The sequence below is a fragment of the Paraburkholderia sejongensis genome (genome assembly GCF_020880815.1).
In the GTDB taxonomy this organism is placed as follows: Bacteria; Pseudomonadota; Gammaproteobacteria; order Burkholderiales; family Burkholderiaceae; genus Paraburkholderia; species Paraburkholderia sejongensis.
The window spans coordinates 146,696-170,751 of sequence record NZ_JAJITD010000016.1 but is presented as its reverse complement, the minus strand read 5'-3'; the positions used below and the strand labels follow the sequence as shown (position 1 = coordinate 170,751).

Below are 24,056 nucleotides of genomic sequence, written 5' to 3'. Positions count from 1 at the left end.
CCGGCGATGTCGAGGATGTCGTAGCCGCGGTAATGCAGATCGTTGCCGGTCTTGCCGACCGTGCACAGCGCGGTGTTGCCCGCGGTCACGCCGGACAGCGCGACGGATTTTTTCGGCTTGAAGGCGCCGGCGTTCGGCGTGCTGTTGTCTGCTTCGCTCATCGATTGTCTCCAGAGATGGGTTGGACTGGGTCACAGTTTTGGTTGGGCAGCGTTGAATGCAAGGAACGGGCCAACTGCCCCGCGGCGCGCTAAGTGCCTGATTTGGCGCGCTTCCGCCGTGCGGTTTTGAGCTGTGACACAATCGCTTATTTCATAAATGAAATTTCATATTTCAGATTCGAAACCAGCGCGCGCATAATGCGATTCTGATCCAGCCCTGCCGTGAGCCGACCATCTTGAGCACTCCCCTGCCTCTGTACGAACCGCCGCAGCGTCCGCGCATCTGGGCACTGAGCATCAGCCGGCTGCGCGAACTGTTCTTCGATATCGCCGGCGAATACGTCGAGCGCGCGGACTTCCGGATCGTCTCGCATGCGTTCGAGGACGCGGTCCGCGAAATCGAAAGCGCGGGCGCCGAGCGTCCCGACGTCGTGCTCGCCGGCGGCTCGAACGGCGCGTATCTGAAAACGCGCGTATCGGTGCCGGTCGTGCGGATCAGCCCGACCGGCTACGACGTCATGCACGCGCTCGCGCGGGCGCGCCGCGAAGGCGCGCGGGTCGCGCTCGTCACGCACGGCGACGCGCCCGACGAAGTGCGCCGCTTCGTCGCCGCCTATGCGCTCGACGTGACCTTCGCGTCGTACCACTCCGCGCAGGACGCGGAAAGCCTGGTGCTCGATCTGCGCGATCGCGGCATCGATGTCGTCGTCGGCCCCGGCCTCGTCGCCGACCTCGCCGCGAGCGCCGGCATGGGCGCGATGTTTCTGTACTCGCGCGCGTCGGTGCGCGCGGGCTTCGATACCGCGCTCGAAGTCGCGCAGGCGACGCGCCGCGAAACCGTGCGCCGTCAGCGCCTGGACACGTTGCTGCAGCATCTGCGCGACGGCGTGGTCGCGCTCGATGCGCAGGGCCGCGTCGAACTGATGAATCGGCGTCTGGCGAGCGTGCTCGGCATCGATCCCGCGAAGGCGGTCGGCCGCGCGCTGCTCGAGATCGCGCCGGACCTCGCGGGCAGCCTGCCCGATACCGACGGCGACAGTTTCTGCACGGTGCGCGGCGCGAGCTACGTCGTGCATCGCGGGCCGCTCGCGAGCAATAACGCAACCGCGGGCACCGTGCTGACGTTTCAGGAATCGCGCGCGGTCGAACGGCTCGATCGCACGCTGCGCGCGCGTCAGCGCGTCCAGCAGTTCAGCGCGCGTTACCGGATCGACGATATCGTCGGCAGCGCCGATTCGATCGAACGCGTGCGCGCGCTGGTGCGGCGCTATGCGAAGTCCGATGCGACGGTGCTCATTCTCGGCGAGAGCGGCACCGGCAAGGAGATGGTCGCGCAGAGCATGCATCAGCTGAGCACGCGACGCGATTTCGCGTTCGTCGCGATCAACTGCGGCGCGTTTCCCGAAGCGCTGCTCGAGAGCGAGTTGTTCGGTTATGAGGAAGGCGCGTTTACCGGCGCGCGCAAGGGCGGCAAGGCCGGGTTGATCGAAGTCGCGCATCGCGGCACGCTGTTTCTCGATGAGATCGGCGAAATGCCGTTGTCGTTGCAAAGTCGCTTGCTGCGTGTGTTGCAGGAGCGCGAGGTCGTGCGGCTCGGGTCCACCGAGCCGATGCGGGTCGATATTCGCGTGGTGGCGGCCACGCATCGCGCGTTGACCGATAGCGTCGCGGCCGGGAGTTTTCGGGCCGATCTGTATTACCGGCTCAATATTCTAGGCATCGCGCTGCCGGCGTTGCGCGAGCGGCCGAACGATCTGCTGCCGCTGGCGGCCGAGCTGTTGCGCCAGGCAGCGGTGCGCGAGCCAAGATTGGCGGCGCGGGTGCCGGATGCGGAGGCCGCCGCGCGTGTGTTGAGTGCGCTCGGCCCGTCGTTGCGGCGTTATGCGTGGCCGGGGAATGTGCGGGAATTACAGAATGTGATCGAGCGGATCGCGGTGGAGCTGGCGGAGGTCGACGCTGATGCTGATGCCGACGCCGGCGTGGTCACTCGCGAAATGCTGCGCGCGGTCGCGCCGGAAATCGTCGAACCGATTGTTCGGACCACTAAGGCCGCCGCGCAGACGCTGCGCGAACGCAGTCGGCATGTCGAAGCCGATCAGATCCGCGCGGCGCTCGCCGCTCATGACGGCGATCGCGATGCGGTCTGTGCGGCGCTTGGAATCAGCAAGACGACTTTGTGGCGGAAGTTAAATGCGGGGCGCTAGCGGCGGCTGTCGCAACGGTCGTGTCGGCAGCCCGCGAGCGGCACAGCGCCGTCGCGGCCTTCTTTAAACCGGCTGGGGGTAAGTCCTCCGCAAACCGCCGGTCAGCCGCCCGTCATTCGCTCCCACTCATGTCGCACCGCGGCCTTGAAGCGTTCCCAACCACTTTCCGGATAACGCGATTCCCAATCTTCGCGAGCGCCGGACTCGATCGAATCACAGTCGCGCGAACGTCCCCACACCCGCCTCCCCGCAGCCGCGCCCCAAAAACTGCCTGTTCGCTATCTCATAAAAACCGTGTAGCATACTGTATATCCATACAGGTATTTTTGCCCCCATGACAGCCGTCCCGCTCCTGCCGGAAGCCATTCACCCGTATTTATGGACCTATACCCGTGGAGTACATAGTTTGAGAGCGAACAGCAGGGAAGCTTTCTGTGTTGGCGTCTCTGGGGATCCTTCGTTTCGATGTATGCGTACATCGAAATGCATCGTTTCGTTGATCGACGGTTTAGGTCTTGAGGAGCTTACGTATCGCACGCGCGAAGCCAACATCGAAAACAGTGCGACCCCGTTCGTTCACGATCTCACCATGGCTACCTTCGCGTAAGCCGTGTCGCTCAAGGTAGTCGGCAGAGACCGCCTTCTCCAGCGCTTCTCGTTCTGAAGGCGTGATCTGCGCGGTTTGGCCACTCGTCGTTGTGGGTGACACGATGGCGGCTCCCGGTGCACGCACACCGATTGGGCGCCGGTCCACGACGACTTGCGTGCTGGCCTTCAGAAGGTTGACCTCTGCCCTGAGTCTGTCTCGCTCCCCGATGATCGTCTGCATGATGGAGCGGATCGCAGGGTCATGAATACGCATGAGGTATTCGTGGCTTGCCAGCGGCTTCGTTGATTGCGACGTCACTGGCCCGGCATACATGGCCCACGCCGATATCAGCTCACGGTAATCCGCCGATTGCGTGTTGTAGAGGACGCGCCCCTTCAGAATTCCTTCGGTCTCAACCAGGCGGCCAATGGTTGGGAGAGAGAAGTCGCGCGAGCCAGACTCCTGATGCTTGCGGCAAATCTCGTGCAACGCTGTCAATCTGGCGAGCCTATGAGCGCGGCCACCCTTGGCGAGCAGCGTATCCAGAACAGTGTTCGGGTGATCGAGTGCCGCGCTGATCATGCTTGCGCCTCGTCGATCGATTGAGGCCTGCCCGCAAACATGCCGATGGGCCGGCTTTCAGGGAGAAGCGTGGAAAAATCAACACCAAATTGTTCGCTCAGACTCTTGCCGGCGTCCATCAGGTTGATGACTTGTCGTGTTCCCAGCACCGGATTGATGGGATCCATCTGCCGTGCCAGACGGCGCATGAATGCGTTGCCAACACGGAGCTGCTCTTCTTCGCTCAGCATCATGAAAACAGGCGACATGTTGTCGCGATAGAGCACAGCGTCGAGCAGCTGACTGCGACGGAAAATCGCCTTTCCCGCATCAAGATCCGGATATAACTCGACGTCCTCGCAGACTCCAGTGAGTTGTAGCAATTCGGACTCGGTTTCCTCAAAAGCGATATGCACATCACTCGCGGTGCCCGCGGCCACCAATTGCGTCGAGTCTTCGGCTGCCCGCTCAAGCGCCGCCTTGCAGCGTTCAATAAGTCGCCAGCAGGCGGTGAGATCCTCCGCAAAGTCGTTGAATCGCTTCATCGATCCCTCCCACAGGCGCTCTGCTTGCCGGAAGGTATCGAGATGAACAAACACCTGGCCCGCCTCTTCGGCGTCGGCCTTCTGCTTCTTCAGGTCGATAAGCACGCGCTCATTCGCAAGGCACGCGTTGCGTGCCTCGTCAAAGTGGTAGGCGATCGAATTAAAGTGAGCTGTAAGCGCAGGAATATAGTGAGGTTCCGTCACAAACCAGCGGCATCGAACGCAGTTGCGACTCCCACCTGGGACAGGAGCATACTTTGCGTTGGCGGTAGGCGTCCCAGGCAGAACCATCGGGCCTCCGTTATGGCATCCACCAATAGCACGATTCTCCGTCGAGTCGCTGGTATTTCCCCCTGCAATACAAAGACCGTGGTGCATCGGCATCCAGCCGACTGCGTTTCTGGACGCGGGATGTTCCGGAATGACACCCGAGATACTGGCCACGTTATTGCAAATCGCTTTCTGCACAAGCTCGTCATGCTCGGTATCGAGCAGAAAATTCTGAATGCTGGCGTGTTTATTCGCATCCAGGCGCGCCTTCGCATCGAGGAGCACGTCTCGAATATGGGTCGCTCCTGGCTTGGTGTAATACAAAGTCATGATCAAACGGCTGTGACCGACAAGCTTCTGCAGCACGGGGAACGGTACCTGGCCGTCCAGGGCCAACGCAGTTATCAACGAGACTCGCAAGCTGTGAAGAGGAAATAAAGTCCGCTTCTTGGATTCGGGCGGTAGCAGTCGAATCGGTGCCCCGTTGTGCTGGGTCTCGGCTCGCCTGGCCAGTCGCGATTCAAATGCCTTCAGCAAATAAAACCAGCATACGTTGAGCGCCTGGTCCTGAAGTGGAAAGTGGCGCGTCAATGCCGTTGGATACTCTGGCAGCCGGAAGAGAAAGCACGCGTCGGGATAGCGCGCAAGCTGAAAATCCGTCTTCACCATGATGTGCCGGCGATCCAGTTCTGCCCACGAGGTCCGGCGCGCGATGGGGTTGTACTTCTCCTGCCAGTTGCGTAGTTTCTCAAGCCAGTAGAAAACATTCTGGTGAGTCGCTCCGCCGTGAGTCCACGGCAGCAGATACCCTCCGCGAGAGAGCTATACCGACGACAAATCCTGAGAAGTCAGGACGCGTTGTGGTGTCGGTGTAACCGCTGGCGGTATGTGTGGACTCGATGGCCAACCAGACTGATTGAAGGGCAGTTGTACTTCGCAAGCGGCCATCGCAAGCGCTTGGTGACGACCGACCGGTGAGGGTCGGGACTCGCGCTTCGCGACACAGTCGCCTCGGGTCAACCACGCTCGAACTGCGATCTTCGGCAGCCGGCCATCTTGGGACGTTCGACTTGCGTCCGTGAACGGCCAATGACCGCCGGTTACCGGCCTTCGAGAATCCGTCGACGATGCGTTTGAGCCGCGCAGTACGCCGCTGCCGCCGACAGACGAAGATCTGCCTCATTCATGGAACATTATCTGGACGCAGGCTACAGTCAACCTGGGGCAGCGTCGTTTTCGCGGGCACGCAGCCTTTCACGCGGTTGCGCTCCGCAGCGGCTGAACGATGGGGGCGAGGTATGAAGCAGGAACCGGTCCGGTTCCGCTCGGCACCCGGATGCCTCTACCGCGGTGCCCGAATTTGCGCAATCGATAGCGATGCGCGCTCGCCTGCAAGCACGGAAAGACGTGCATTGAGCGGGGCTTCTTTGCCACGCCGGCACGACGCCAAGCTTAGCCTTTCGCAACGTCACGATTTAGTTTGCTTTCCGATGGCAAAGAGCGCATGGTGAAAGGATCCAGATGTACCTGACCGCGCATTTTGCATCCGGACAGGCATCGGTTCATGACGGTCAGGATCGCTTAAGGAGCGCGCCATCATGACCATTCCCACGATCGAGTACCGGGGGCACGAGCTACGTGCCTACTCTCACCAGGTATTTCCCCCGCATCGTGATCCGTACGCAAAAGGACCAAGGCAGTTCTCATCATTCGTACGAATCGACACCATTCCTCCCGGCAAAGTCAAGGCTCGGCGCTATGCAACGTTGTTCGGGGCGTCAAGTCCCACCACGATGGACGAAGCCATCGACCTCGCGATGAAGTACGGCAAAGACATCGTCGATGACAAAGTTCCGGCAACCGAACTGTGACATACCGCATTTGAATCATCGGGCAGTCGAGTGGAGCAAGTCATGCAATATCCGCTGTATGTGCAACGGGAAGGCGATACCGCCCTCCGCGCCAGCTTTCCAGATCTTCCCCGAGCAGTTGCGCGTGGCCATTCATTTGATGAACTCAAGCGCAACGCACAGGAGGTGGTCGAACTGATGTATGACCGCAGCGAGCAGCTCATACCCGCTCCGACCTGCAGTACGTCGGAATTACAATCGCTCGAAATGGACGATGGGCTGGGAATCTGGATGTTCATCGAGATCAATCTGACGCGTGTCACGTCCAAAGCCGTGAGCGTTCAATTCAGTCTGCCAGAGAGTCTGTTGCGAAGAGTCGACGCTGCAGTAAAACAGCGGCGCTCCACACGCTCCACGTTCTTTACGCACGCCGCCGTACACGAACTTGCGAGCCGGGACGAGGCGCAAGCGTCCTAAACACCAGTTGCCTGCGCGCGGAGAGAGCAGGCCGCTTGCGTCGCGACAGGCGTCGGCAACCCGGACCGGCACTAAGATATGTCGCGGCGCAGACCTTGAGCACGACATAAACCTTCTGTTCGTGAACCACTTGGCTGCATATAGGAGCGCATCATGATTGATGATCAGGTCAATGTCGAGGAACTGGCAGAGAGCAGGAGGCAGCGAGACGCGGCAGCGAATGCGGTGGACGATGGCATGCCGGTCGCCTCAGCGAGGGAAAGTCGGGCCGCCGAACGCAGTCATTACAGAGTGCGAAAGCAATGGATCCGGTACGCGAGGAAATGGCTGGATGCTGCAAGCAGCTTCAGGCGACCGTGAGCGGCGCCGGTCACCGATATGAAGAATATTTCAGTGCAGGCGGAAGAACGCGCAAAGGATCGATTCTTTCGCAGTCGCTCCATCGTCGTCGCGCCAGAGCGCCAGGCGTTGACGCCTCCCGCTGGCGCAGATTAGGCCACAGAACGCGCTCCGATACCATCTGCGCTCCCGGCAGATCGATACAAATCTCCACCTGACCGTCGCGCGCTAAGCCACCGACGGCTCGTGTGACAAGTACCGGGCGGTGCGAGTCCCCTACTGATAGCTTCTTAGACTAGACCCACGCGGTCTCATGTGTCCAAGACCGGAACGGAGGTCATCATGCAAAGAACTATCGGATATCGCGGCTTTGAAATTCACGTTGATCTGGTTCGGGCGGCGGAGGACACCTTTGACGTCTTTTTCCAGATAAAAGGCGGCACAAACCTCGGCGTGCTGGGTGCGCGCGGAGGTCGAATACCGCTGCGCAATGGCCCCTTTACCGAACGATGGGCCTACCTGATAGCTGAGATCGCTGGTCAGGCCGCAATCGACATATTGCTTGGCCCGGTCGACTAAGTTTGGTCCTTGTTTGCTCGCGCCCTTGGCCCACTGGTCATATCGGGCAAGACCGACAGCAAAAGATTACTCTGAATGAGCGCTCAGGCCCTACATCGTGGGATCGTCTCTTTCGGCGGGTTTCGGCAATGCGCCTCAATCGCTAGGCTCACTGGCCCTCTCGTCACTCAGATCAAGGAGGATTCATGAAGCTTCGCGTCGGGTACGAATTGTCGTACGAATGCTTGCAGCTCACGCCAATGATGCTGATGTTGAATACTCATTTTTCGCATGCGAAGGACATTGTCGTGCCGGATTTGCTCGTTACCGATCCACCGGTGCCTATCAGGCAGTATCGGGATCTTTTCGGCAACCTGTGCAGCCGGATCGTTGCACCCGTCGGACACGTGGGATTGCGCACGACTGCGTTGCTAAACGTGTCCGATGCTATGGAAACGCGTTCCAGCGACGGTTGGGGTCATCCGGTGGAGGACTTGCCCGATGACTCACTGGTCTTCCTACTCGGTAGCCGCTATTGTGAGACCGATCTGCTGGTCGAAACCGCGTGGCAGATTTTCGGCCGGTGTCAGCCGGGACGCGACACTGTGTTGGCGATCTGCGACTTCGTGCACCGACACATTGAATTCGATTACGAACATGCGCGGCCGACGAAAACCGCGTGGGATGTCTATCGGGAACGCAAAGGCGTTTGCCGCGATTTCGCGCATCTCGGCGTCGCTCTGTGCCGGGCAATGAACATCCCGGCGCGCTACTGTACCGGCTATATCAGCGATGTGGGTTTGCCGCCCGTGGCCGCACCGATGGATTTCGCGGGTTGGTTCGAAGCCTATGTGGGTGGTGCCTGGCAGACGTTCGATCCGCGAAACAACGCGCCGCGTATTGGGCGCGTATTGATGGCGTACGGCCGTGATGCCGCCGACGTCGCAATCAGTAATGCGTTCGGTCCCGCGATACTGACGCACTTCGAGGTGCACTGCGACCAGGAATGACCGCGCTACGGTCCGCCCACGCTGAGCCGACGCGAATTCACAGATAGCAGGCGGTAGCGTAACAATGCCGTTGGCCCGCTTTGGCCCGCTTATACGGGCATCCGGTCGTTCGAGCGACCGGTTGCAGTTCCCGCTGAGACATTCAAGCCTGTCCGGCGAGCGTCAGCAACGGGTCGTCAAGCGCCTCTCACCCTCCTTCAGCGAAGCGGCGTCGGCAAGTTGCTGGGACGTAACTGCGCCCCCGGTGGTCTGTTGAATATCCGCTTATCCGGGCAGTCCCGTCAATTCCGTACTTTTGCGTCTGGCTAACCGCGTGCTAGTCCAACAAATGCGGTTTCCTGGCAGCCCGGCGTCGCCTATCTAAAAGTTGGGATCTTGGGCTAAAATACCTGTATATTTATACAGTATTATTGGAGCCTGATCGTGACTCGGACTGCCACAGCCGGACAGCAGTTACGCACCCCCGAAGAACGGGCGCGCTCCATTGATGGTGCCCTCGACAAAACTATGTATTCGGAGTCGGGGGGAATAACGCTGTGGCGGGCTTCCCAGCTCGCGCGCGGCCGCGGCCGCAGCGTCGACACCGGCTATCCGGCGCTGTCGGCCGAACTGCCCGGCGGCGGCTGGCCGCTCGGCGCGCTGGTCGATCTGCTGGTGCAGCAGGCCGGCGTCGGCGAACTGCGGCTGTTGCAGCCGGCGCTCAGCGCGCTGGGCCAGCGGCCGATCGCGCTGGTGCAGCCGCCTCACACGCCCGACGGGCTCGGGTTGAATTACATCGGCGTGCCGGTCGCGCAGTTGCTGCGGGTGAACGCGCAGAAAACGGCCGACGCGCTGTGGTCCGCGGAACAGATCCTGCGCGCCGGCAGTTGCGGCGCGCTGCTGTTCTGGGCGCAGTACGTGCAAAGCGCGTCGCTGCGGCGGCTGCATCTGGCCGCCCAGGCGTCGGAGACGCTATTCGTGATGGTGCGGCCGCTCGCGACCGCGCAGGACGCATCGCCGGCGCTGCTGCGCCTGGCGCTCAAACCATCGGCCGACGGTCTGACCGTCGATATCGTGAAGCGACGAGGGCCCTCACGCGCAGAGCCCCTGTCGATTCCCCTTCAACCCACACCGATTCTGCTTTCCCGCCATGCGCGTGTTTCTCGCCGTCCACCTGCCAAAGTTACCGCTCGAGGTCTTCAGACCGAGGTGGTCGCCTGAGCCCGTCAGCGGCAGTGTCGTGCTGGAGAAAGACACGGTCGTGATTACCGACGCCGCCGCCCGCGCGGCCGGCGTGCGTCCCGGTCTGAAGCGCGGCGGCGTGCTGACGCTGTCGCCCGAAACCGAGATGTACGAACGCGACAGCAGCCGCGAAGAGGCCGCGTATCGCGACGTCGGCATCGCGTTGATGCGCTTCTCGCCGGAGGTCGCGTTGCTCGACGAAGCGACGGTCGTGATCGAGATCGGCGCGAGTCTGCGTCTGTTCGGCGGGCTGCGCGCGCTGTGCCGCGAAGCGCAGCTCATTCTCGACGCGCTCGGCTTCACCGCGCGCCTGAGCGCGGCGCCGACCGGCCAGGGCGCGTGGCTGCTCGCGAAGTATGGCAATACCCGGGTGCTGAAACTCGCGTCGCTCGAACGGCGACTCGCTACGTTGCCGATGCTCGCGGTGCCCGAAGTGCGGCCGTTTCTCGACTGGTTCACGGGGCTGGGCTGCGCCAGCATTGCCGATCTGCGCCGCCTGCCGCGCGCGGGTTTGCAGCGGCGCTGCGGCGAACATCTGCTGGACTCGCTCGATCGCGCGTTCGGCACCGCCCCCGAGCTGTTCGACTGGCTCGAACTGCCGCCCACGTTTACCGCGCGCATCGAACTGCCCGACCGTCTCGAACAGGCGGACGGCGCGGTCTTCGGCGTGCAACGGCTGATCGTTCAGTTGTGCGGCTGGCTGTGCGCGCGGCAACTCGCGATTAGCGGCGTGCGCCTGCTGCTCGAACATGAGCGCGGCCGTCATGCGATCGAACCGACCACGCTCGATATCGCTTTGAGCGAGCCGACCTGGCGCGACGAACATCTGCTGCGGCTCTTCAAGGAGCGCTTGCACCGGATCGAACTGAGCGCGCCGGTCATCGCGTTGCGGCTCGACGCATCGCAGGTCGAGCCGGCCGCGCCCGCCTCCGACACGCTGTTTCCCGAACCCGGCGGCTCGCCGGAAGATCACGAGCGCCTGCTCGAACTGCTGGTCGCGCGGCTCGGCGAAGAGAACGTCTTGCGGCCGGTGCCCGCGCCCGACCATCGGCCGGAAATCGCGAACCGCTGGCTGCCGGTGACGCATCGCGCGAAACTCGATGCGCTGCCGCAAGGGCTGCCGCGCCCCACGTGGATGCTCGATACGCCGGTTCGCTTGCTGATGCGCCAGCATCGGCCGTTCTATGGTTCGCCGTTGCGGATGGTGTCGCCGGGCGAGCGGATCGAAAGCGGCTGGTTCGACGGCGAACTGGTCACGCGCGACTACTTCGTCGCGCAGGCGGACGATCAAAGCTGCTACTGGATTTACCGCGAGCGTGTCAGCAGCCGCGACGCCGAAGAAGAACAACGCTGGTTTCTGCACGGCCTGTTCGGATGAGCGGCGATGGATACGACCTTCACGACGCTGCCGGCATATGCCGAGCTGTTCTGCTTTTCGAACTTCACGTTTCTACGCGGCGCGTCGCACGCGGAGGAACTGGCTGAGCGCGCGGCGCAACTGGGCTACACCGCGCTCGCGGTTACCGACGAATGTTCGCTGGCCGGCGTGGTGCGCGCGCACGTCGCCGCAAAAGAGGCACAGTTGCCGTTTATCGTCGGTTCCTATTTCAAGCTCGTGCAGGCCGATGGTTCGCCCGCATTCGGGCTGATCCTGCTGGCCAGAAACCGCGAAGGCTACGGCAATCTGGCCGAACTGATCACGCTCGCGCGCACCCGCGCGCCGAAGGGCGAATACCGGCTGACGCCGCAGGATCTGTCGCGCCCGGAAGCCGGGTACCGTCATTTACTCGGGATGCCTGACTGTCTCGCGATTCTGGTGCCGGATTTTCCGGCCAACGAAAGCGCGCTCGACGCGCAGATCGAATGGCTCGACGACACCTTCCCCGGCCGCGCGTGGGTCGGCCTCGTGCTGCATCAGCGCGCGATGGACGACATTCATCGCGGCGCGGTCGAATTCGTGGCCCGCAATCGCGAGGTGCCGGTCGTCGCGCTCGGCGAAGTGCTGATGCACGTGCGCTCGCGCAAACCGCTGCAGGACACGATGACCGCGATCCGGGTCGGCAAGCCGGTTCACGAATGCGGCTACGATCTCGCGCCCAATGCGGAACAGCATCTGCGTTCGCGGCTGCGTCTGGCCAATCTCTATCCGGACGATGCGCTCGCCGCGAGCGTCGATATCGCGCAGCGCTGCACGTTCTCGCTCGACGAACTGCGCTACGAATACCCGGACGAGCTGGTGCCGGCCGGTTTTACGCCGGCCGCGTATCTGCGCCAGGAAACGTATTTCGGCGCAAAGCGGCGCTTTCCGGCCGGCATTCCAGCCGACGCGCAGACGCAGATCGAGTACGAACTCGCACTGATCGCCGACCTGAAATACGAGGCGTACTTCCTGACCGTCTATGACATCGTCCGTTACGCGCGCAGCCAGCACATCCTGTGTCAGGGGCGCGGTTCGGCCGCGAACTCGGCGGTCTGCTATTGCCTGGGCATTACCGAAGTGGATCCGGTGCGCAGCAAAATGCTGTTCGAGCGCTTCATCAGCAAGGAACGCGGCGAGCCGCCGGATATCGACGTCGACTTCGAGCACCAGCGGCGCGAGGAAGTGATCCAGTACATCTACCGCAAATATGGCCGCGACCGGGCGGCGATCGCCGCGGCGGTCTCCACCTATCGGCCGCGCGGTGCGCTGCGCGAAACCGGCAAGGCGCTCGGGGTCGATCCGCAGATCGTCGATGCGGTCGCGAAGTCGCATCAATGGTTCGATAACGGTCATGACCTGCTGAAGCGCTTCGCGGATTCGGGCCTCGATCCGGACAAGCCGTTGATCCAGGCATGGGCGAAACTCGCGTCGCAACTGCTGAATTTTCCGCGTCATCTGTCGCAGCATTCGGGCGGTTTCGTGATCAGCCGCGGCAAGCTCTCGCGGCTCGTTCCCATCGAAAATGCGGCGATGGCGGATCGCTCGGTGATCGAATGGGACAAGGACGACCTCGAATCATTAGGTTTACTCAAGATCGACGTGCTCGCGCTCGGCATGCTGTCGGCGATCCGCCGCACGCTCGATCTCGTTTCCGAACGACGCGGCGAGCGCTTCGAAATGCAGGACATTCCGCCCGAAGACGAGGCCACGTACGAGATGATTTCGGCGGCCGATACCATCGGCGTGTTCCAGATCGAATCGCGCGCGCAGATGAGCATGCTGCCGCGGATGAAGCCGCGCGAGTTCTACGACCTGGTGATCGAAGTGGCGATCGTGCGGCCGGGGCCGATTCAGGGCGGCGCCGTGCATCCGTATCTGCAACGCCGGCAACGTTTAGAGCCAGTCACCTTTCCGAATCCAGATCTCGAACCCGCGCTCGGCCGCACCCTTGGCGTGCCGATCTTTCAGGAGCAGGTGATGCAGATCGCGATGATCGCGGCCGGCTTTACCCCCGGCGAGGCCGATCAGCTGCGGCGCGCAATGGCCGCGTGGAAACGCAAAGGCGGCCTCGAAAAATACTACGACCGCATCGTGCTCGGAATGGAAAAACGCGGCTACGAGCGCTCCTTCGCGGAAGCAATTTTCGAGCAGATCAAAGGCTTCGGCGAATACGGCTTTCCGGAGAGCCACGCGGCGAGTTTCGCGCTGCTCGTCTATGCGAGCAGTTGGCTCAAATGCCACGAGCCCGAAGCGTTTCTCGCGGCGATGCTCAACAGTCAGCCGATGGGTTTCTATTCGCCGTCGCAACTCGTGCAGGACGCGCAGCGCCACGGCGTGCGGGTGCTGGCGATCGACGCGACCGTGAGCGGCTGGGACTCGTCGCTTGAAAGCATCGCGGATGCCGGGCGCCCCGCGGTTCGGCTGGGTCTTTCGTTGCTGCGCGGAATGAAGGACGGCGCCGCGGAACGCATCGAAAACGCGCGCGCGGTGCGGCCGTTTGCGAACGTCAACGATCTGGCGCGACGCGCGCAACTCGATCGCCGCGATCTGCAGACGCTCGCCGACGCGAACGCGCTTGCGTCGCTGGCCGGCAACCGGCGCACGGCGCTATGGCAGTCGGTCGCCGCGGTCCCGGAGAAAGACATGCTGGCCGGCGCGGCGGTGCAGGACGACACGCCCGAACTCGGCGCGCCGAGCGAAGCGCAGGACATCGTCTCGGACTACCGCTCATTCGGTCTGACGCTCGGCCGCCATCCGCTTGCGTTGCTGCGTCCGCAGTTGCAGAAAAACCGGCTGATGCCGGCCTCGACCTTGCACGGGTATCGCGACGGCAGACTCGCGCGCGCGTGTGGACTCGTCACCGTGCGTCAGCGTCCGGGCACCGCGAAGGGCGTGATGTTCGTGACGATCGAAGACGAGACCGGCAACGTCAATGTGATCGTCTGGCCGAGCCTGCTCGAAAAGCAGCGCAAGGAAGCGCTCGGCGCGGCGCTGCTGGCCGTTTATGGAACGTGGCAGTGCGAAGGAAACGTGCGCCATCTGGTGGCGCAGCGGCTGGTCGACATGACGCATCTGCTGGGCAAGCTGCCGACTGTGAGCCGGAACTTCCACTGACATGCGCAACAGGTACGTCGACGTCCACCGGACAAACGGACGTGACGTGTGCGTCGGCGTGCGCCGGGTCGGTGCGGCCGCGTTACGGTGGAAGCGCCGTGCTACCGGCCACGCTATCAAGCCTTGAACGTCATGGTGCCACCCGTCGTCCAGTGGATCAGGCTATACATGTCGGTAATGGGCTCCTTCGGCGCGAAGCCGCTGCGGGCCGCTTCGCTCGCGGGCGTCCAGTTGACGTCCTGATACAGATAGGAGGTGTGGTCATTCAACGCGATGCCGACGATGACCTCGGCCACGATCCGCCCGCCCACTTCGCCAAGGCAATGGCCGCCTCGTGAATCGCGCAGGGGGCCGGGATCATTCCTGGTGTTCGACGTCTCCGCCTCCTTGAGGATGTAATACCAAAGCGGTGCGCGGTACGCGAACGGGTTTTTATTCGGGTCCGCTAAAACGTCGTCCTTGACATCGCCCCAAAGCTTCTCCTCTGTCATGACGTCCGCTTCGAGCGCGCGTGCCACGCTTTGCCCCGATGGCAACTCGAATTGACTCCCGCGCAGCAGATTCCGGTATGCGAGCACGGGAATTCCATCCGGCGCGTTGCCGCTTTTCGCAACCGACGGCGGCAGCAGCGCCAAAGGATCGACGAGCTTGGTGTCGATACGATATCCCGGCTGCGTGAAGTGCCCGGTGTCCTGGCCGACCACTTGCAGTTCGTCGCCACCGTTGGCGTGCATCGTCGGAAGCGCAGCTTCGGCGAAGAACATATTCCAGTCGATTTCCCAGTCATCGGGCAAAGGTCCGAAACCGTGCAGATCGCGAACGGGACCTGAGTCCGTCTCCGTGGACGTTGCCGCGCTCGTCTCTGCTCCTTCATTCTTATCCAACCTGAAGAACAGCGGAATGCGATTGAACTTCTCTCTGGCAAACGGCTTGCCCTTGCCGCCGCCGCCCACGTTGCTGTCGCCGGGCCGGAGCGCATAGCTCGGACGCACCATCGAATGCCCGAAACGGAATGCCGCGACGGAGAACTCGACCGGCATGTAAGAGCGTCCGTGCTTGGGCAGATAGAACTTCAAATGAGGATGCGGCCGCGCGTTGCCGCTGCCCTGAAACACGATCCGCCAGGTCTTCTCGCCGACCACCCGTTTCAGATAGTCGTTCAGCACGATGTACTGATAGTGCCACCGCACGATGCGCTGTGCCTCGAGAAAACACGCGTGATGATCCTGCTTGAATTGCGGCCGCGCAGTTTCCAGCGTGTCGATTACCTTGTTGTGGAAATTGAGGAACACTGCCTGCAACTGGCAAATGATCGCGTTCTCGTCGTTGCGTGGATCGCCGATCAGCGCGCGGCCATCCACGTTGCGCTGAAGTTCGCCGGGCCGGTCCTGATTGTTCGACGTGCGGCCAAGCCGGAAGCGGATGCCGCCGCCGCGATCCGGCGCGTCCTGATACAGATACGGCTGATCGTCCGGCCCGCGTCCATATAGCGAATCGAGATCGAAGCGCGGCGTGCGGAAATCTTCCAGCGCCTCGGGATCGTTCAGCTTTTGCAGCGAACTGTTCGGATCGAAGGTGAGATCGTGGTCGATGAACTGGCCGAAGTAGGTATAACCCGCCGGAATGACGGGATTTTCATCGTCGGGCTCGGACTCGCCGAACGCGGTGTCGAATAGTTCTCCGGTATCGGGTTGCGGCCGGGGAAACGGCACAGCGACATTTGGCCCTTCCGTCGGCGGCTGGTAGTCCGCGGACAAGCGGACATCTTTTGGAAAATCCGCATCCCCTACGAACACGACGGTTTCCTTCTGAATCATGATCTTGGCAAGCCGCAGCAGATCTTCCTTCTTATACGTCTCGCGCGGCAACCACCGGAACATCCGGCCAAATCTTCCCTCTTCGAGACTCGAGCGACTGACGTAGGTCAAGCCTCGCACACCACCGTGATTTCCAGCCATATTTCCTCCGGACTAGCGAAAGTTGGCGCCTTCCTTCGCCCGCGGCGCGCGAGGCCAGCGCGATAAGTCGAATCCATCCAATTAGCATAAATACGAGAACGCCCTCGGTACTTTTAAAATGCGCGCGTCGATGCGCCCGCCAACGTGGCCGTTTTTCACGAACACGCTACGGTATTGACGTCTTTTTCTGCTTTGAATTTGAAATCGCTCGACACGCTTTTATGTATTTATTGTTTTACGCGGAGTTTCAACGTGCAGCTGATTAACAAGAAAGATGAAAGGCGATAAACAGGCACAAGTAAACCGCGACGCAAACGCTCAATGTGCGCAAGCACACATAGCCTAAAATAATCGCCGCCCACCCCCGACAACGTCCTCAAGGAGACCCCCTATGTCGAACAAATACCGGATCGCCGTCATTCCCGGCGACGGCATCGGCGTCGAAGTGATGCCCGAAGCGCTGCGCGTGCTGGACGTCGCGACGCAACGCTTCGGTATCGAGCTCGAGTACCAGCACATCGAATGGGCAAGCTGCGACTACTACGCGAAGCACGGCAAGATGATGCCCGACGACTGGAAGGCGCAACTACAGTCGGCCGATGCGATACTATTCGGCGCGGTCGGCTGGCCCGAAACCGTGCCCGATCACGTGTCGCTGTGGGGTTCGCTGCTGAAATTCCGCCGCGAATTCGACCAGTACGTGAACCTGCGCCCCGCGCGACTGTTTGCCGGCGTGCCGTCGCCGCTCGCGGGACGCAAGGCCGGCGACATCGATTTCTGGATCGTGCGCGAAAACACCGAAGGCGAGTATTCGTCCGTGGGCGGTGTGATGTTCGAGGGCACCGAGCGCGAATTCGTATTGCAGGAATCGGTGTTTACGCGGCACGGCAGCGAGCGCGTGCTGAAGTTCGCATTCGATCTGGCACAGCGGCGCGCGCGCAAGAAAATCACCGTCGCGACGAAGAGCAACGGCATCGCGATCAGCATGCCGTGGTGGGACAAGTGCGCGGCCGGTATCGCCGAGCAGTACCCGGACGTCACGTGGGACAAGCAGCACATCGACATCCTGTGCGCGCGCTTCGTGCTGAATCCGGACCGCTTCGACGTGGTCGTCGCGACCAATCTGTTCGGCGACATCCTGTCGGATCTCGGCCCCGCCTGCACCGGCACGATCGGCCTCGCGCCGTCGGGCAATCTGAATCCGGACCGCAAGTTTCCTTCGCTGTTCGAACCGGTACACGGTTCGGCGCCCGACATCGCCGGCAAGCACATCGCCAATCCGATCGCGATGATCTGGTCGGCGGCGATGATGCTCGACTTCCTCGGTCATTCGTCCGGCAAGGAGCGCGAAGCGCACGATGCGATTCTCGCGGCGATCGAGGCGACGCTCGTCGCCGGCCCGCATACGGCCGACCTCGGCGGCAGCGCGAGCACGAGTGAAGTCGGCGAAGCGATTGCCGCGAAGCTCGGCTGATTCAAAGGGTACGTTCCAGAAAAAAGGCGACCGCGCGTATCGGGTCGCCTTGCTTCCATGCCCCACCCGGCACCCCACCCGGCGCCGCGCTTCGATCGCGGCGCGCCCGCTTCCGCTTCAGCCCGCGCGTTCGCGCATTGCCCAATACCGGTTGCCGAGAAAGCCCACGATCACATAGACCGGAATACCGCACAGTTGCGCGATATACGGCGCGTGAGTGACGTGCAACACCGCCAGCATCGTCGCGAGATTGGCCAGATACGCAATCAGCAACACGAGCAGAAAACGGATCGCGGTGTAGCGCGATACCGCGGTCCTGAACGTGTACTTGCTATTGAGCGCGTAGCTGATGGCCACGCCGATCGCATAGCCGCTCAGATTCGCAACCACCGGCCGGGCGCCCGCCGCCTGTACCGCGAAAATGATCGCGGCCGAGATCAGCGTATTGAGCCCGCCCACCAGCAGATATTTGATGAACTGCTGAAGTGATTCCGTACGGGCTCCTAACGTGCGCAGATCGTTCATCGGCGTGCCGCCTTCATGCGCCGCTCGCATAGACGGAGTATTGGGCGCCGAGCGGCACAACGGTCAGATATTTTTCGAGCGGACGAAGTTTGGCGAGCATATGGGGAAAGAAGATCCGGAAACGCACCAGCACATTGGTAAAGCCCGCGTCGAGACAGGCCTGCTTCATGTCGCGTGCGGCGATCAGCCGGGCGTTGACATCGAACTCGCAGGTGTTGACGGCCCTGACTGTCAGCGGGTTGAGCGGATTATGCTCGAACACGGCGACGGTGCCTTGCGGACCCACCACACGCTTCAATTCGCGCAGCAGATCGACATGCTCCGCGTGGTCGATATGGTGGAACACACACATCGCGTAGGCGAGATTGAATTCGCCCGCCTCGAAAGGCAGCGTGCGGCCGTCGAAATGCACGAAGCGCGCCGCGCCTGGAAAGCGGCTGCGCGCAACGTCCAGTGAGCGATCGGAAACATCCGCGCAGGTGAGCTGCGCAACGGGCAAATAATGTTTGACCCACGGGATCGACGCGCCCACGCCCGAACCGAAATCGAGCATGCGCGCGGGCACTATGCGACGCCGTGCCATCTCCTCGGCGATGTCGCGAATCTTGTACTCGGCAAAATATTCCGGGCCTTCGCCGGACACGGCGATATTGCGGGCATGCAGCGCCAGGTACTCGTCGGCAAAGCTGTCGAATTCGGCCTTATCCATGCTGTTCCTCCTTCCTCGCCGTCTATTGTCCAATGTCGCAATCGCACCTTCAATAGCGCGCTGAAACAAGTATTGACGCCGCCTGGCGCGCGCGTCGCAAGTGACGCGAAAAGATGAATTATCCGCGCTATTCGCTGAATCGAATTGCGGGGATAAAGCGATGTTGCGGTTCCAATTCGGCGTTTTCTTCGCTGATTTAGCGGTTATCGGACAAACAAAGCCTTATTCTTGCATGAAGTGGACCATGCGTACTAATGTCGAAAGACGTTAGTACCCGATCGTAAGTCCAGCCGGCTTCAGAATGGGATGCGCCTATGACGACGTTGAATCTCGTCGTACCCTGCTATAACGAAGAAGAAGTCCTGCCGGAAACCAGCGCGCGGCTTCTCGCACTATTGCAGCGCCTGATCGACGCCGGCGAGGTCAGCGACGAAAGCCGGATCATCTTTATCGATGACGGTTCGCGCGACAAAACCTGGTCGATCATCGCCGCGCTGCACGCGAGCAATGCCCACTATGGCGGCATCAAACTGTCGCGCAATCGCGGCCATCAGAATGCGCTGCTGGCCGGCCTGATGACCGCGCCAGGCGATGTGCTGATAAGCCTGGACGCCGATCTTCAGGACGATATCGAGGCGATTCCGCGCATGCTCGAACAATACCGGCTCGGCGCGGAAATCGTCTGCGGCGTGCGCTTCAAACGCAACACGGATACTTTCTTCAAGCGTTTCACCGCGCGCAACTACTACAAGCTGCTGCGCGCGTTCGGCGTGGATATCCTGCCGGGCCACGCGGATTTCCGGCTGATGAGCCGCAAGACCGTCGAAGCGTTGCGGCAGTTTCCGGAGGTGAATCTGTTTCTGCGCGGCATCATTCCGCTGCTCGGCTTCCGGATGACGGCGGTCGAATACGAACGGGCCGCGCGCTTTGCCGGCGAGAGCAAATACCCGCTCGGCAAAATGCTCACGTTCGCGTTCGACGGCATCACGTCGTTCTCCGCCGTACCGCTGCAATGGAGCACCCGCATCGGCGCGTTGCTGGCGTTGGGCTCGTTATGTTTCGGCGCGTGGGCCGCGTTCGCGCGTCTTTTCACCGACCTGACAGTGCCCGGCTGGGCCTCGACGGTTATTCCGATGTACTTCCTCGGCGGTGTTCAGCTGCTGTTCCTCGGTGTGATCGGCGGCTACATCTCGAAGACCTACGCCGAGACCAAACAGCGACCGCGTTTCATCATCGAGCAAACCTTATGACTTCGTCCGTCGACCCTTCAGCGTCGGCGCGCGCAGGCGCCGACGCGCCGTCCGGGCCCGCGTGGTTCGCGCGCTACGGCCGCATTGCCGCGCTCGCACCGAACGTGCTGTTCATCGTCACCGTGCTGTATGGCGGTGCGCTGTTCTGGATCGCGCCGCGTCCGCCGATGGTCGATCTGCCGCAACACGCGGGTCAGGTCGCGTTGCTGCGCGATCTGCTCGAGCACACGTCGCGCTGGGAAAACCTCGTGCAGATCAATCTGCTGACGCCCTACCTGGTCGGCTACGGTCTGGCGCTGCCGCTCAGCTGGCTGATGCCGGTCGACGCCGCGCTCAAGTGCGTGCTGACGCTCGCCTACTTCGCGTTCGTCGGCTCGTGCATCGGCTTTCGCCGCTATCTGCGCGGCGACCCGCGGCTCGACTGGCTGTTCATCCCGGGCTTCTTCGGCTTCTCGTTCATGTGGGGCTTCTATACGTTCCTCGTCGCCGCGCCATTAGGCATCCTGTTCATCTGGCTGTCGCACGCATATGCGAGCGCGACCTCGTTCAGGAAGGGCATCGGCATGGTGATTGCGGGCACCGCGCTGTTCTTCTGTCACGGCCTCGTGTTTCTGTTCGCGGCCGCGATCGGCGTCGGTTTCGTACTCGTCAAACAGCGGCCGCTCGCCCGCGCGGTGCCCGCGCTCGCGCCGTTCGTGCCGCTTGCCGTGCTGTGCATCGTCTACGCATGGTGGGGCCGCACGACCGATCCGCTGCTCGGCCAGGCAGTGGCGGGCGTCGCGGTTTTCAGCTGGGGCTTCGATTGGCAGCGTCTGCTGTCGCTGCCCGTCTACGTGTGGGGGATGAACAAGGCTGCGGCTGGCTATTTGCCGCTCGTCGCGCTGATGTTCGCCGCGCCGTGGCTGTGGCGCGACCGGATCAATGCCGATCGCGCAGTCGTGGTGCCGATGTTCGCGGTCGCGCTGGTGTGGTTTTTCGCACCGGGCACCGCGCTGAAAACCGGATACCTGTATCACCGCTTCGCGCTGTTTCTGTTGCCCGCGTATGCGCTGATGTTCTGCGCGCCGCCATCAATCGCGAGCGGCCCGCGTGCGGCGCCGCCCGTGTCGAACTTGCGCAGGATCATCGGCCGCGGCGTGCAGGCGGCGATCATCGCCGGATGCTGGATCTTTTTCGTAGACCAGACGATCCGTCTGCATCGTTTCGCGCTCGAAATCGCGCCGCTCGACACTCTGCTCGCGCAGACCCAGCCCGAGCAACGCGCGCTGAGTCTGATCTTCGATCGTGCGAGCCCCGCGTACCGCAGCACGGCCGCCTACGCGCACCAGTCCGTGTGGTATCAGGCGGAACAGCACGGTTTCGTCGATCTGAATTTCGCGACCTGGGTTCCGCAGATCGTGCGCTTCAGACCGGGCATGATGCCGATTTCGCCGCCCGCGCTCGAACACGATCCGGGCAGTTTCGAATGGACCCGCGATCACGGCCGTCAATACCGCTACTTCTTCATTCACAAGGCGGAGCCGTTGCCGGCGAATTTCTTTGCCAACAATGAATGCGAGGTCGTGCTGGTCGTGCACGAGGGAAAATGGTCGCTGTATGAGCGACGCAATTGCCGGTGACCACACCCTCTATAAACAGATTTAAATAACCGGCGCGGCGGTTAAATACAGACCCCTCGATTTTTTAATAAAACCGCCCCTAAAACTGGCACGGAGCTCGTCCCAAAAACGCGCGCCGTGTCGCCGCCTGATCGTCCCTTACCACCTCGGTCATCTTCCACGCGAGCCGACCCGACAGATTACATTTTCCTTAACGACAAACTGCCAGCACGCCTGAATTTTCAATTAAAATTCATATATTCGAATTGGATAATTTATTTGAATTTAAATAGCATTTAATGCGATTTAAGCTTGCCGTCGATCACACCTGAGCATTTAATACCTTGGCGTCGTTCGCGACGCATTTTCAGGGGTTCTCCAACCATCGACTTTGCGAGGTGAATGATGAGAAATGCATTGGTCGGTCGATACGGAATACGGCAAATGGGCAGGCGCGCAATGATCGCGTTGGCGTTCGCGACGCTGGGCGTTATCGGCACTATTGGCAGCAGCGGCGTGAGCCATGCACAGTCCAGCTCGGATTGGTCGATGAGCGGTCGCGATATCGGCAACTCGCGCAACCAGCCCGCGCAGACGCAACTCGGCGTGAACAACGCCGGCAGTCTCGCGTTGAAGTGGTCTCACACGGTCCACGGCGACGTGTCGGCCACGCCCGCGGTCGTCAACGGCGCGGTTTATTTCCCGGACTGGGCTGGCTACCTGACCAAACTGGATGCGAACACTGGCGCGCTGATCTGGGAGCATCGTATCGATGCGTACGCCGGCGAAGCGTCGGGCGCGATTTCACGCACCAGCCCGGCGGTCGTCAACGGCGTGATCTATATCGGCGACCAGAACGGCGCAAACCTGCTCGCGATCGATGCGAACACCGGTAACCTGAAGTGGCGCACGCTGCTCAGCAACGGACCGTCCGCGATCATCACGCAGTCGCCGATCGTCTATAACGGCGTGGTGTACGTCGGGGTGTCGTCGAACGAGGAAGGCTCGGCCGCCAACATCGTCACCTATCCGTGCTGCTCGTTCCAGGGCACGTTCTCCGCGGTCGACGCGGCAACCGGCGCGATCAAATGGACCGCGCGCATGCTGCCCGACAATCACGGCCTGTCCACCGGCTACAGCGGCGCGGCGGTGTGGAGCAGTTCCGCCGCGATCGATCCGGCCAGCAACACGATCTACGTGACCACCGGCAACAACTACTCGGTGCCCGCGTCGGTCAAGGCCTGCCAGTTGAACGGCGGCTCGGCGGCCGCGTGTCTGAGCAGCGACGATCACGTCGATTCGATGGTGGCGCTCGATCTGACCACCGGCGCGATCAAGTGGGCGACCGGCGTGCAAGGCTACGACACGTGGAACGCGTCCTGCATTCTCGAGGTCGGCTTGCTGAACAACTGCCCGCCGCCGCCGGGCGAAGACTACGACTTCGGCTCGGGCCCGAACCTCATCACACTCGCCAATGCCGACGGCAGTACGCGGCTCGTGGTCGGCGCCGGGCAGAAGAGCGGCTTTTACTGGATCTTCGACGCGCACACCGGCGCGATCCTGTCGAGCACCGCCGTGGTGCCGGGTTCGTCGCTCGGCGGCGGCATCGAGTGGGGCACCGCCACCGACGGCAAACGCGTGTATATCGCCGGCTCGGACATGGACCTCGTGCCCTACACGATCAACGGCGCAACCGTGCTCTCGGGCTCGTTCGCCGCGCTCGATCCGTCCACCGGCAAGCTGCTGTGGCAACGCGCCGACCCGACCGGCAGCTCGCTCGATCAGGGCGCCGTGTCGGTCTCGAACGGCGTGATGTTCGCCGGCTCGAAGAGCGGCCACATGTACGCGCTCAATGCGGCGACCGGCGACGTGCTGTGGGATTACCCGGGACAAGGCAGCTCGAACGCGGGTCCCGCGATCGACGGCAACGGCACCGTGTACTGGGGCAACGGCTATTCGCACCTGGCGCTGTTCGGCACCGGCAGCAACACGTTCTACGCGTTTTCGGTCAACGGCAAATGAGCCGCCCGGCGCGGCCTGGCAAGCACCGCCACGACGGCGGGCCGCGTTTTCGGGTAATCCCTCGTTGACCCACTCCATCTCATTAACTAGAGTGGCGCGCGTTCGCGTGAAGAATCTGCGTTCTTTACGCGAACTTTCCACCGCCCGCGCGCCGGTTCCGGAAAGCCGGCCGGTGCGAGTATGATTCATTGCCGAAGCTCA

General features: G+C 62.0%; 18 protein-coding genes and 1 pseudogene. 13 read left to right on the top strand and 6 right to left on the bottom strand.

What is annotated here, in order from left to right; translation table 11 throughout:
- Positions 1 to 161 (bottom strand): annotated as a pseudogene (locus LJ656_RS26975) (2-methylcitrate synthase); the annotation flags it as partial.
- A 236-nt stretch (positions 162 to 397) separates the two neighbouring features.
- On the opposite strand from LJ656_RS26975, the gene prpR reads away from it, so the two are divergent.
- A complete protein-coding gene (prpR, locus tag LJ656_RS26970) occupies positions 398 to 2,365 on the top strand; it encodes a propionate catabolism operon regulatory protein PrpR (RefSeq protein ID WP_230512578.1) in 1,968 nt (655 codons plus the stop codon).
- Positions 2,366 to 2,873: 508 nt separating this feature from the next.
- Here prpR and gmtX read toward each other — a convergent pair.
- Positions 2,874 to 3,536: a gamma-mobile-trio protein GmtX gene (gmtX, locus tag LJ656_RS26965; protein WP_230512577.1), complete on the bottom strand. Its 663-nt coding sequence runs from the start codon at positions 3,534 to 3,536 to the stop codon at positions 2,874 to 2,876.
- Positions 3,533 to 5,134, bottom strand: coding sequence for a gamma-mobile-trio integrase GmtZ (gmtZ, locus tag LJ656_RS26960; protein WP_425606025.1), 1,602 nt, complete (start codon positions 5,132 to 5,134; stop codon positions 3,533 to 3,535). The genes gmtX and gmtZ overlap by 4 nt, the downstream gene beginning before the upstream one ends.
- Before the next feature lie 794 nt (positions 5,135 to 5,928).
- Here gmtZ and LJ656_RS26950 point away from each other — a divergent pair.
- The 8 genes from LJ656_RS26950 to LJ656_RS26915 all read left to right on the top strand — a co-directional run bounded on the left by LJ656_RS26950 (position 5,929) and on the right by LJ656_RS26915 (position 14,319).
- The gene (locus LJ656_RS26950; RefSeq protein ID WP_230512575.1) at positions 5,929 to 6,201 is read left to right on the top strand and encodes a hypothetical protein; all 273 of its coding nucleotides are present in this window, start codon (positions 5,929 to 5,931) and stop codon (positions 6,199 to 6,201) included.
- 42 nt (positions 6,202 to 6,243) lie between these two features.
- Positions 6,244 to 6,657 (top strand): type II toxin-antitoxin system HicB family antitoxin, encoded by a 414-nt coding sequence (locus tag LJ656_RS26945; RefSeq protein WP_230512574.1) that lies wholly within the window; start codon positions 6,244 to 6,246, stop codon positions 6,655 to 6,657.
- A gap of 153 nt (positions 6,658 to 6,810) precedes the next feature.
- Positions 6,811 to 7,017, top strand: coding sequence for a hypothetical protein (locus LJ656_RS26940; protein ID WP_230512573.1), 207 nt, complete (start codon positions 6,811 to 6,813; stop codon positions 7,015 to 7,017).
- 321 nt (positions 7,018 to 7,338) lie between these two features.
- On the top strand, positions 7,339 to 7,575 hold the full coding sequence (locus tag LJ656_RS26935; protein WP_230512572.1) for a hypothetical protein: 237 nt from the start codon (positions 7,339 to 7,341) through the stop codon (positions 7,573 to 7,575).
- 185 nt (positions 7,576 to 7,760) lie between these two features.
- Positions 7,761 to 8,564 (top strand): transglutaminase-like domain-containing protein, encoded by an 804-nt coding sequence (locus LJ656_RS26930; protein WP_230512571.1) that lies wholly within the window; start codon positions 7,761 to 7,763, stop codon positions 8,562 to 8,564.
- 507 nt (positions 8,565 to 9,071) lie between these two features.
- Positions 9,072 to 9,764, top strand: coding sequence for a translesion DNA synthesis-associated protein ImuA (gene imuA, locus LJ656_RS26925; protein WP_230512570.1), 693 nt, complete (start codon positions 9,072 to 9,074; stop codon positions 9,762 to 9,764).
- Positions 9,694 to 11,163 carry a Y-family DNA polymerase gene (locus tag LJ656_RS26920; protein ID WP_230512569.1) on the top strand — a complete coding sequence of 490 codons (1,470 nt, stop codon included), beginning with the start codon at positions 9,694 to 9,696 and terminating at the stop codon, positions 11,161 to 11,163. The genes imuA and LJ656_RS26920 overlap by 71 nt, the downstream gene beginning before the upstream one ends.
- 6 nt (positions 11,164 to 11,169) lie before the next feature.
- Complete coding sequence (locus LJ656_RS26915; RefSeq protein WP_230512568.1) at positions 11,170 to 14,319, top strand: error-prone DNA polymerase; 3,150 nt, start codon at positions 11,170 to 11,172, stop codon at positions 14,317 to 14,319.
- Positions 14,320 to 14,435: 116 nt separating this feature from the next.
- On the opposite strand, the gene LJ656_RS26910 is transcribed toward LJ656_RS26915, so the two are convergent.
- Positions 14,436 to 16,247 carry a peroxidase family protein gene (locus tag LJ656_RS26910; RefSeq protein ID WP_230512567.1) on the bottom strand — a complete coding sequence of 604 codons (1,812 nt, stop codon included), beginning with the start codon at positions 16,245 to 16,247 and terminating at the stop codon, positions 14,436 to 14,438.
- Between the two features lie 421 nt (positions 16,248 to 16,668).
- Here LJ656_RS26910 and LJ656_RS26905 point away from each other — a divergent pair, with 421 nt between their 5' ends.
- Positions 16,669 to 17,751, top strand: coding sequence for a tartrate dehydrogenase (locus LJ656_RS26905; RefSeq protein WP_230512566.1), 1,083 nt, complete (start codon positions 16,669 to 16,671; stop codon positions 17,749 to 17,751).
- Positions 17,752 to 17,868: 117 nt separating this feature from the next.
- Here LJ656_RS26905 and LJ656_RS26900 read toward each other — a convergent pair whose 3' ends face one another.
- Together LJ656_RS26900 and LJ656_RS26895 are read right to left on the bottom strand one after the other, a co-directional pair.
- Positions 17,869 to 18,276 carry a GtrA family protein gene (locus tag LJ656_RS26900; protein WP_230512565.1) on the bottom strand — a complete coding sequence of 136 codons (408 nt, stop codon included), beginning with the start codon at positions 18,274 to 18,276 and terminating at the stop codon, positions 17,869 to 17,871.
- Positions 18,277 to 18,289: 13 nt separating this feature from the next.
- Positions 18,290 to 18,985 carry a class I SAM-dependent methyltransferase gene (locus tag LJ656_RS26895; RefSeq protein ID WP_230512564.1) on the bottom strand — a complete coding sequence of 232 codons (696 nt, stop codon included), beginning with the start codon at positions 18,983 to 18,985 and terminating at the stop codon, positions 18,290 to 18,292.
- A gap of 314 nt (positions 18,986 to 19,299) precedes the next feature.
- On the opposite strand from LJ656_RS26895, the gene LJ656_RS26890 reads away from it, so the two are divergent.
- From LJ656_RS26890 to LJ656_RS26880, 3 genes are all read left to right on the top strand, one after another.
- Positions 19,300 to 20,235: a glycosyltransferase family 2 protein gene (locus LJ656_RS26890; protein ID WP_230512563.1), complete on the top strand. Its 936-nt coding sequence runs from the start codon at positions 19,300 to 19,302 to the stop codon at positions 20,233 to 20,235.
- Positions 20,232 to 21,854, top strand: a complete 1,623-nt coding sequence (locus LJ656_RS26885) for a hypothetical protein (RefSeq protein ID WP_230512562.1) — start codon at positions 20,232 to 20,234, stop codon at positions 21,852 to 21,854. Before LJ656_RS26890 ends, LJ656_RS26885 begins: the two co-directional genes overlap by 4 nt.
- 528 nt (positions 21,855 to 22,382) lie before the next feature.
- Entirely contained in the window at positions 22,383 to 23,855 is a 1,473-nt protein-coding gene (locus LJ656_RS26880) for an outer membrane protein assembly factor BamB family protein (protein ID WP_230512561.1), read from the top strand.
- The last annotated feature ends 201 nt before the right edge of the window (positions 23,856 to 24,056 follow it).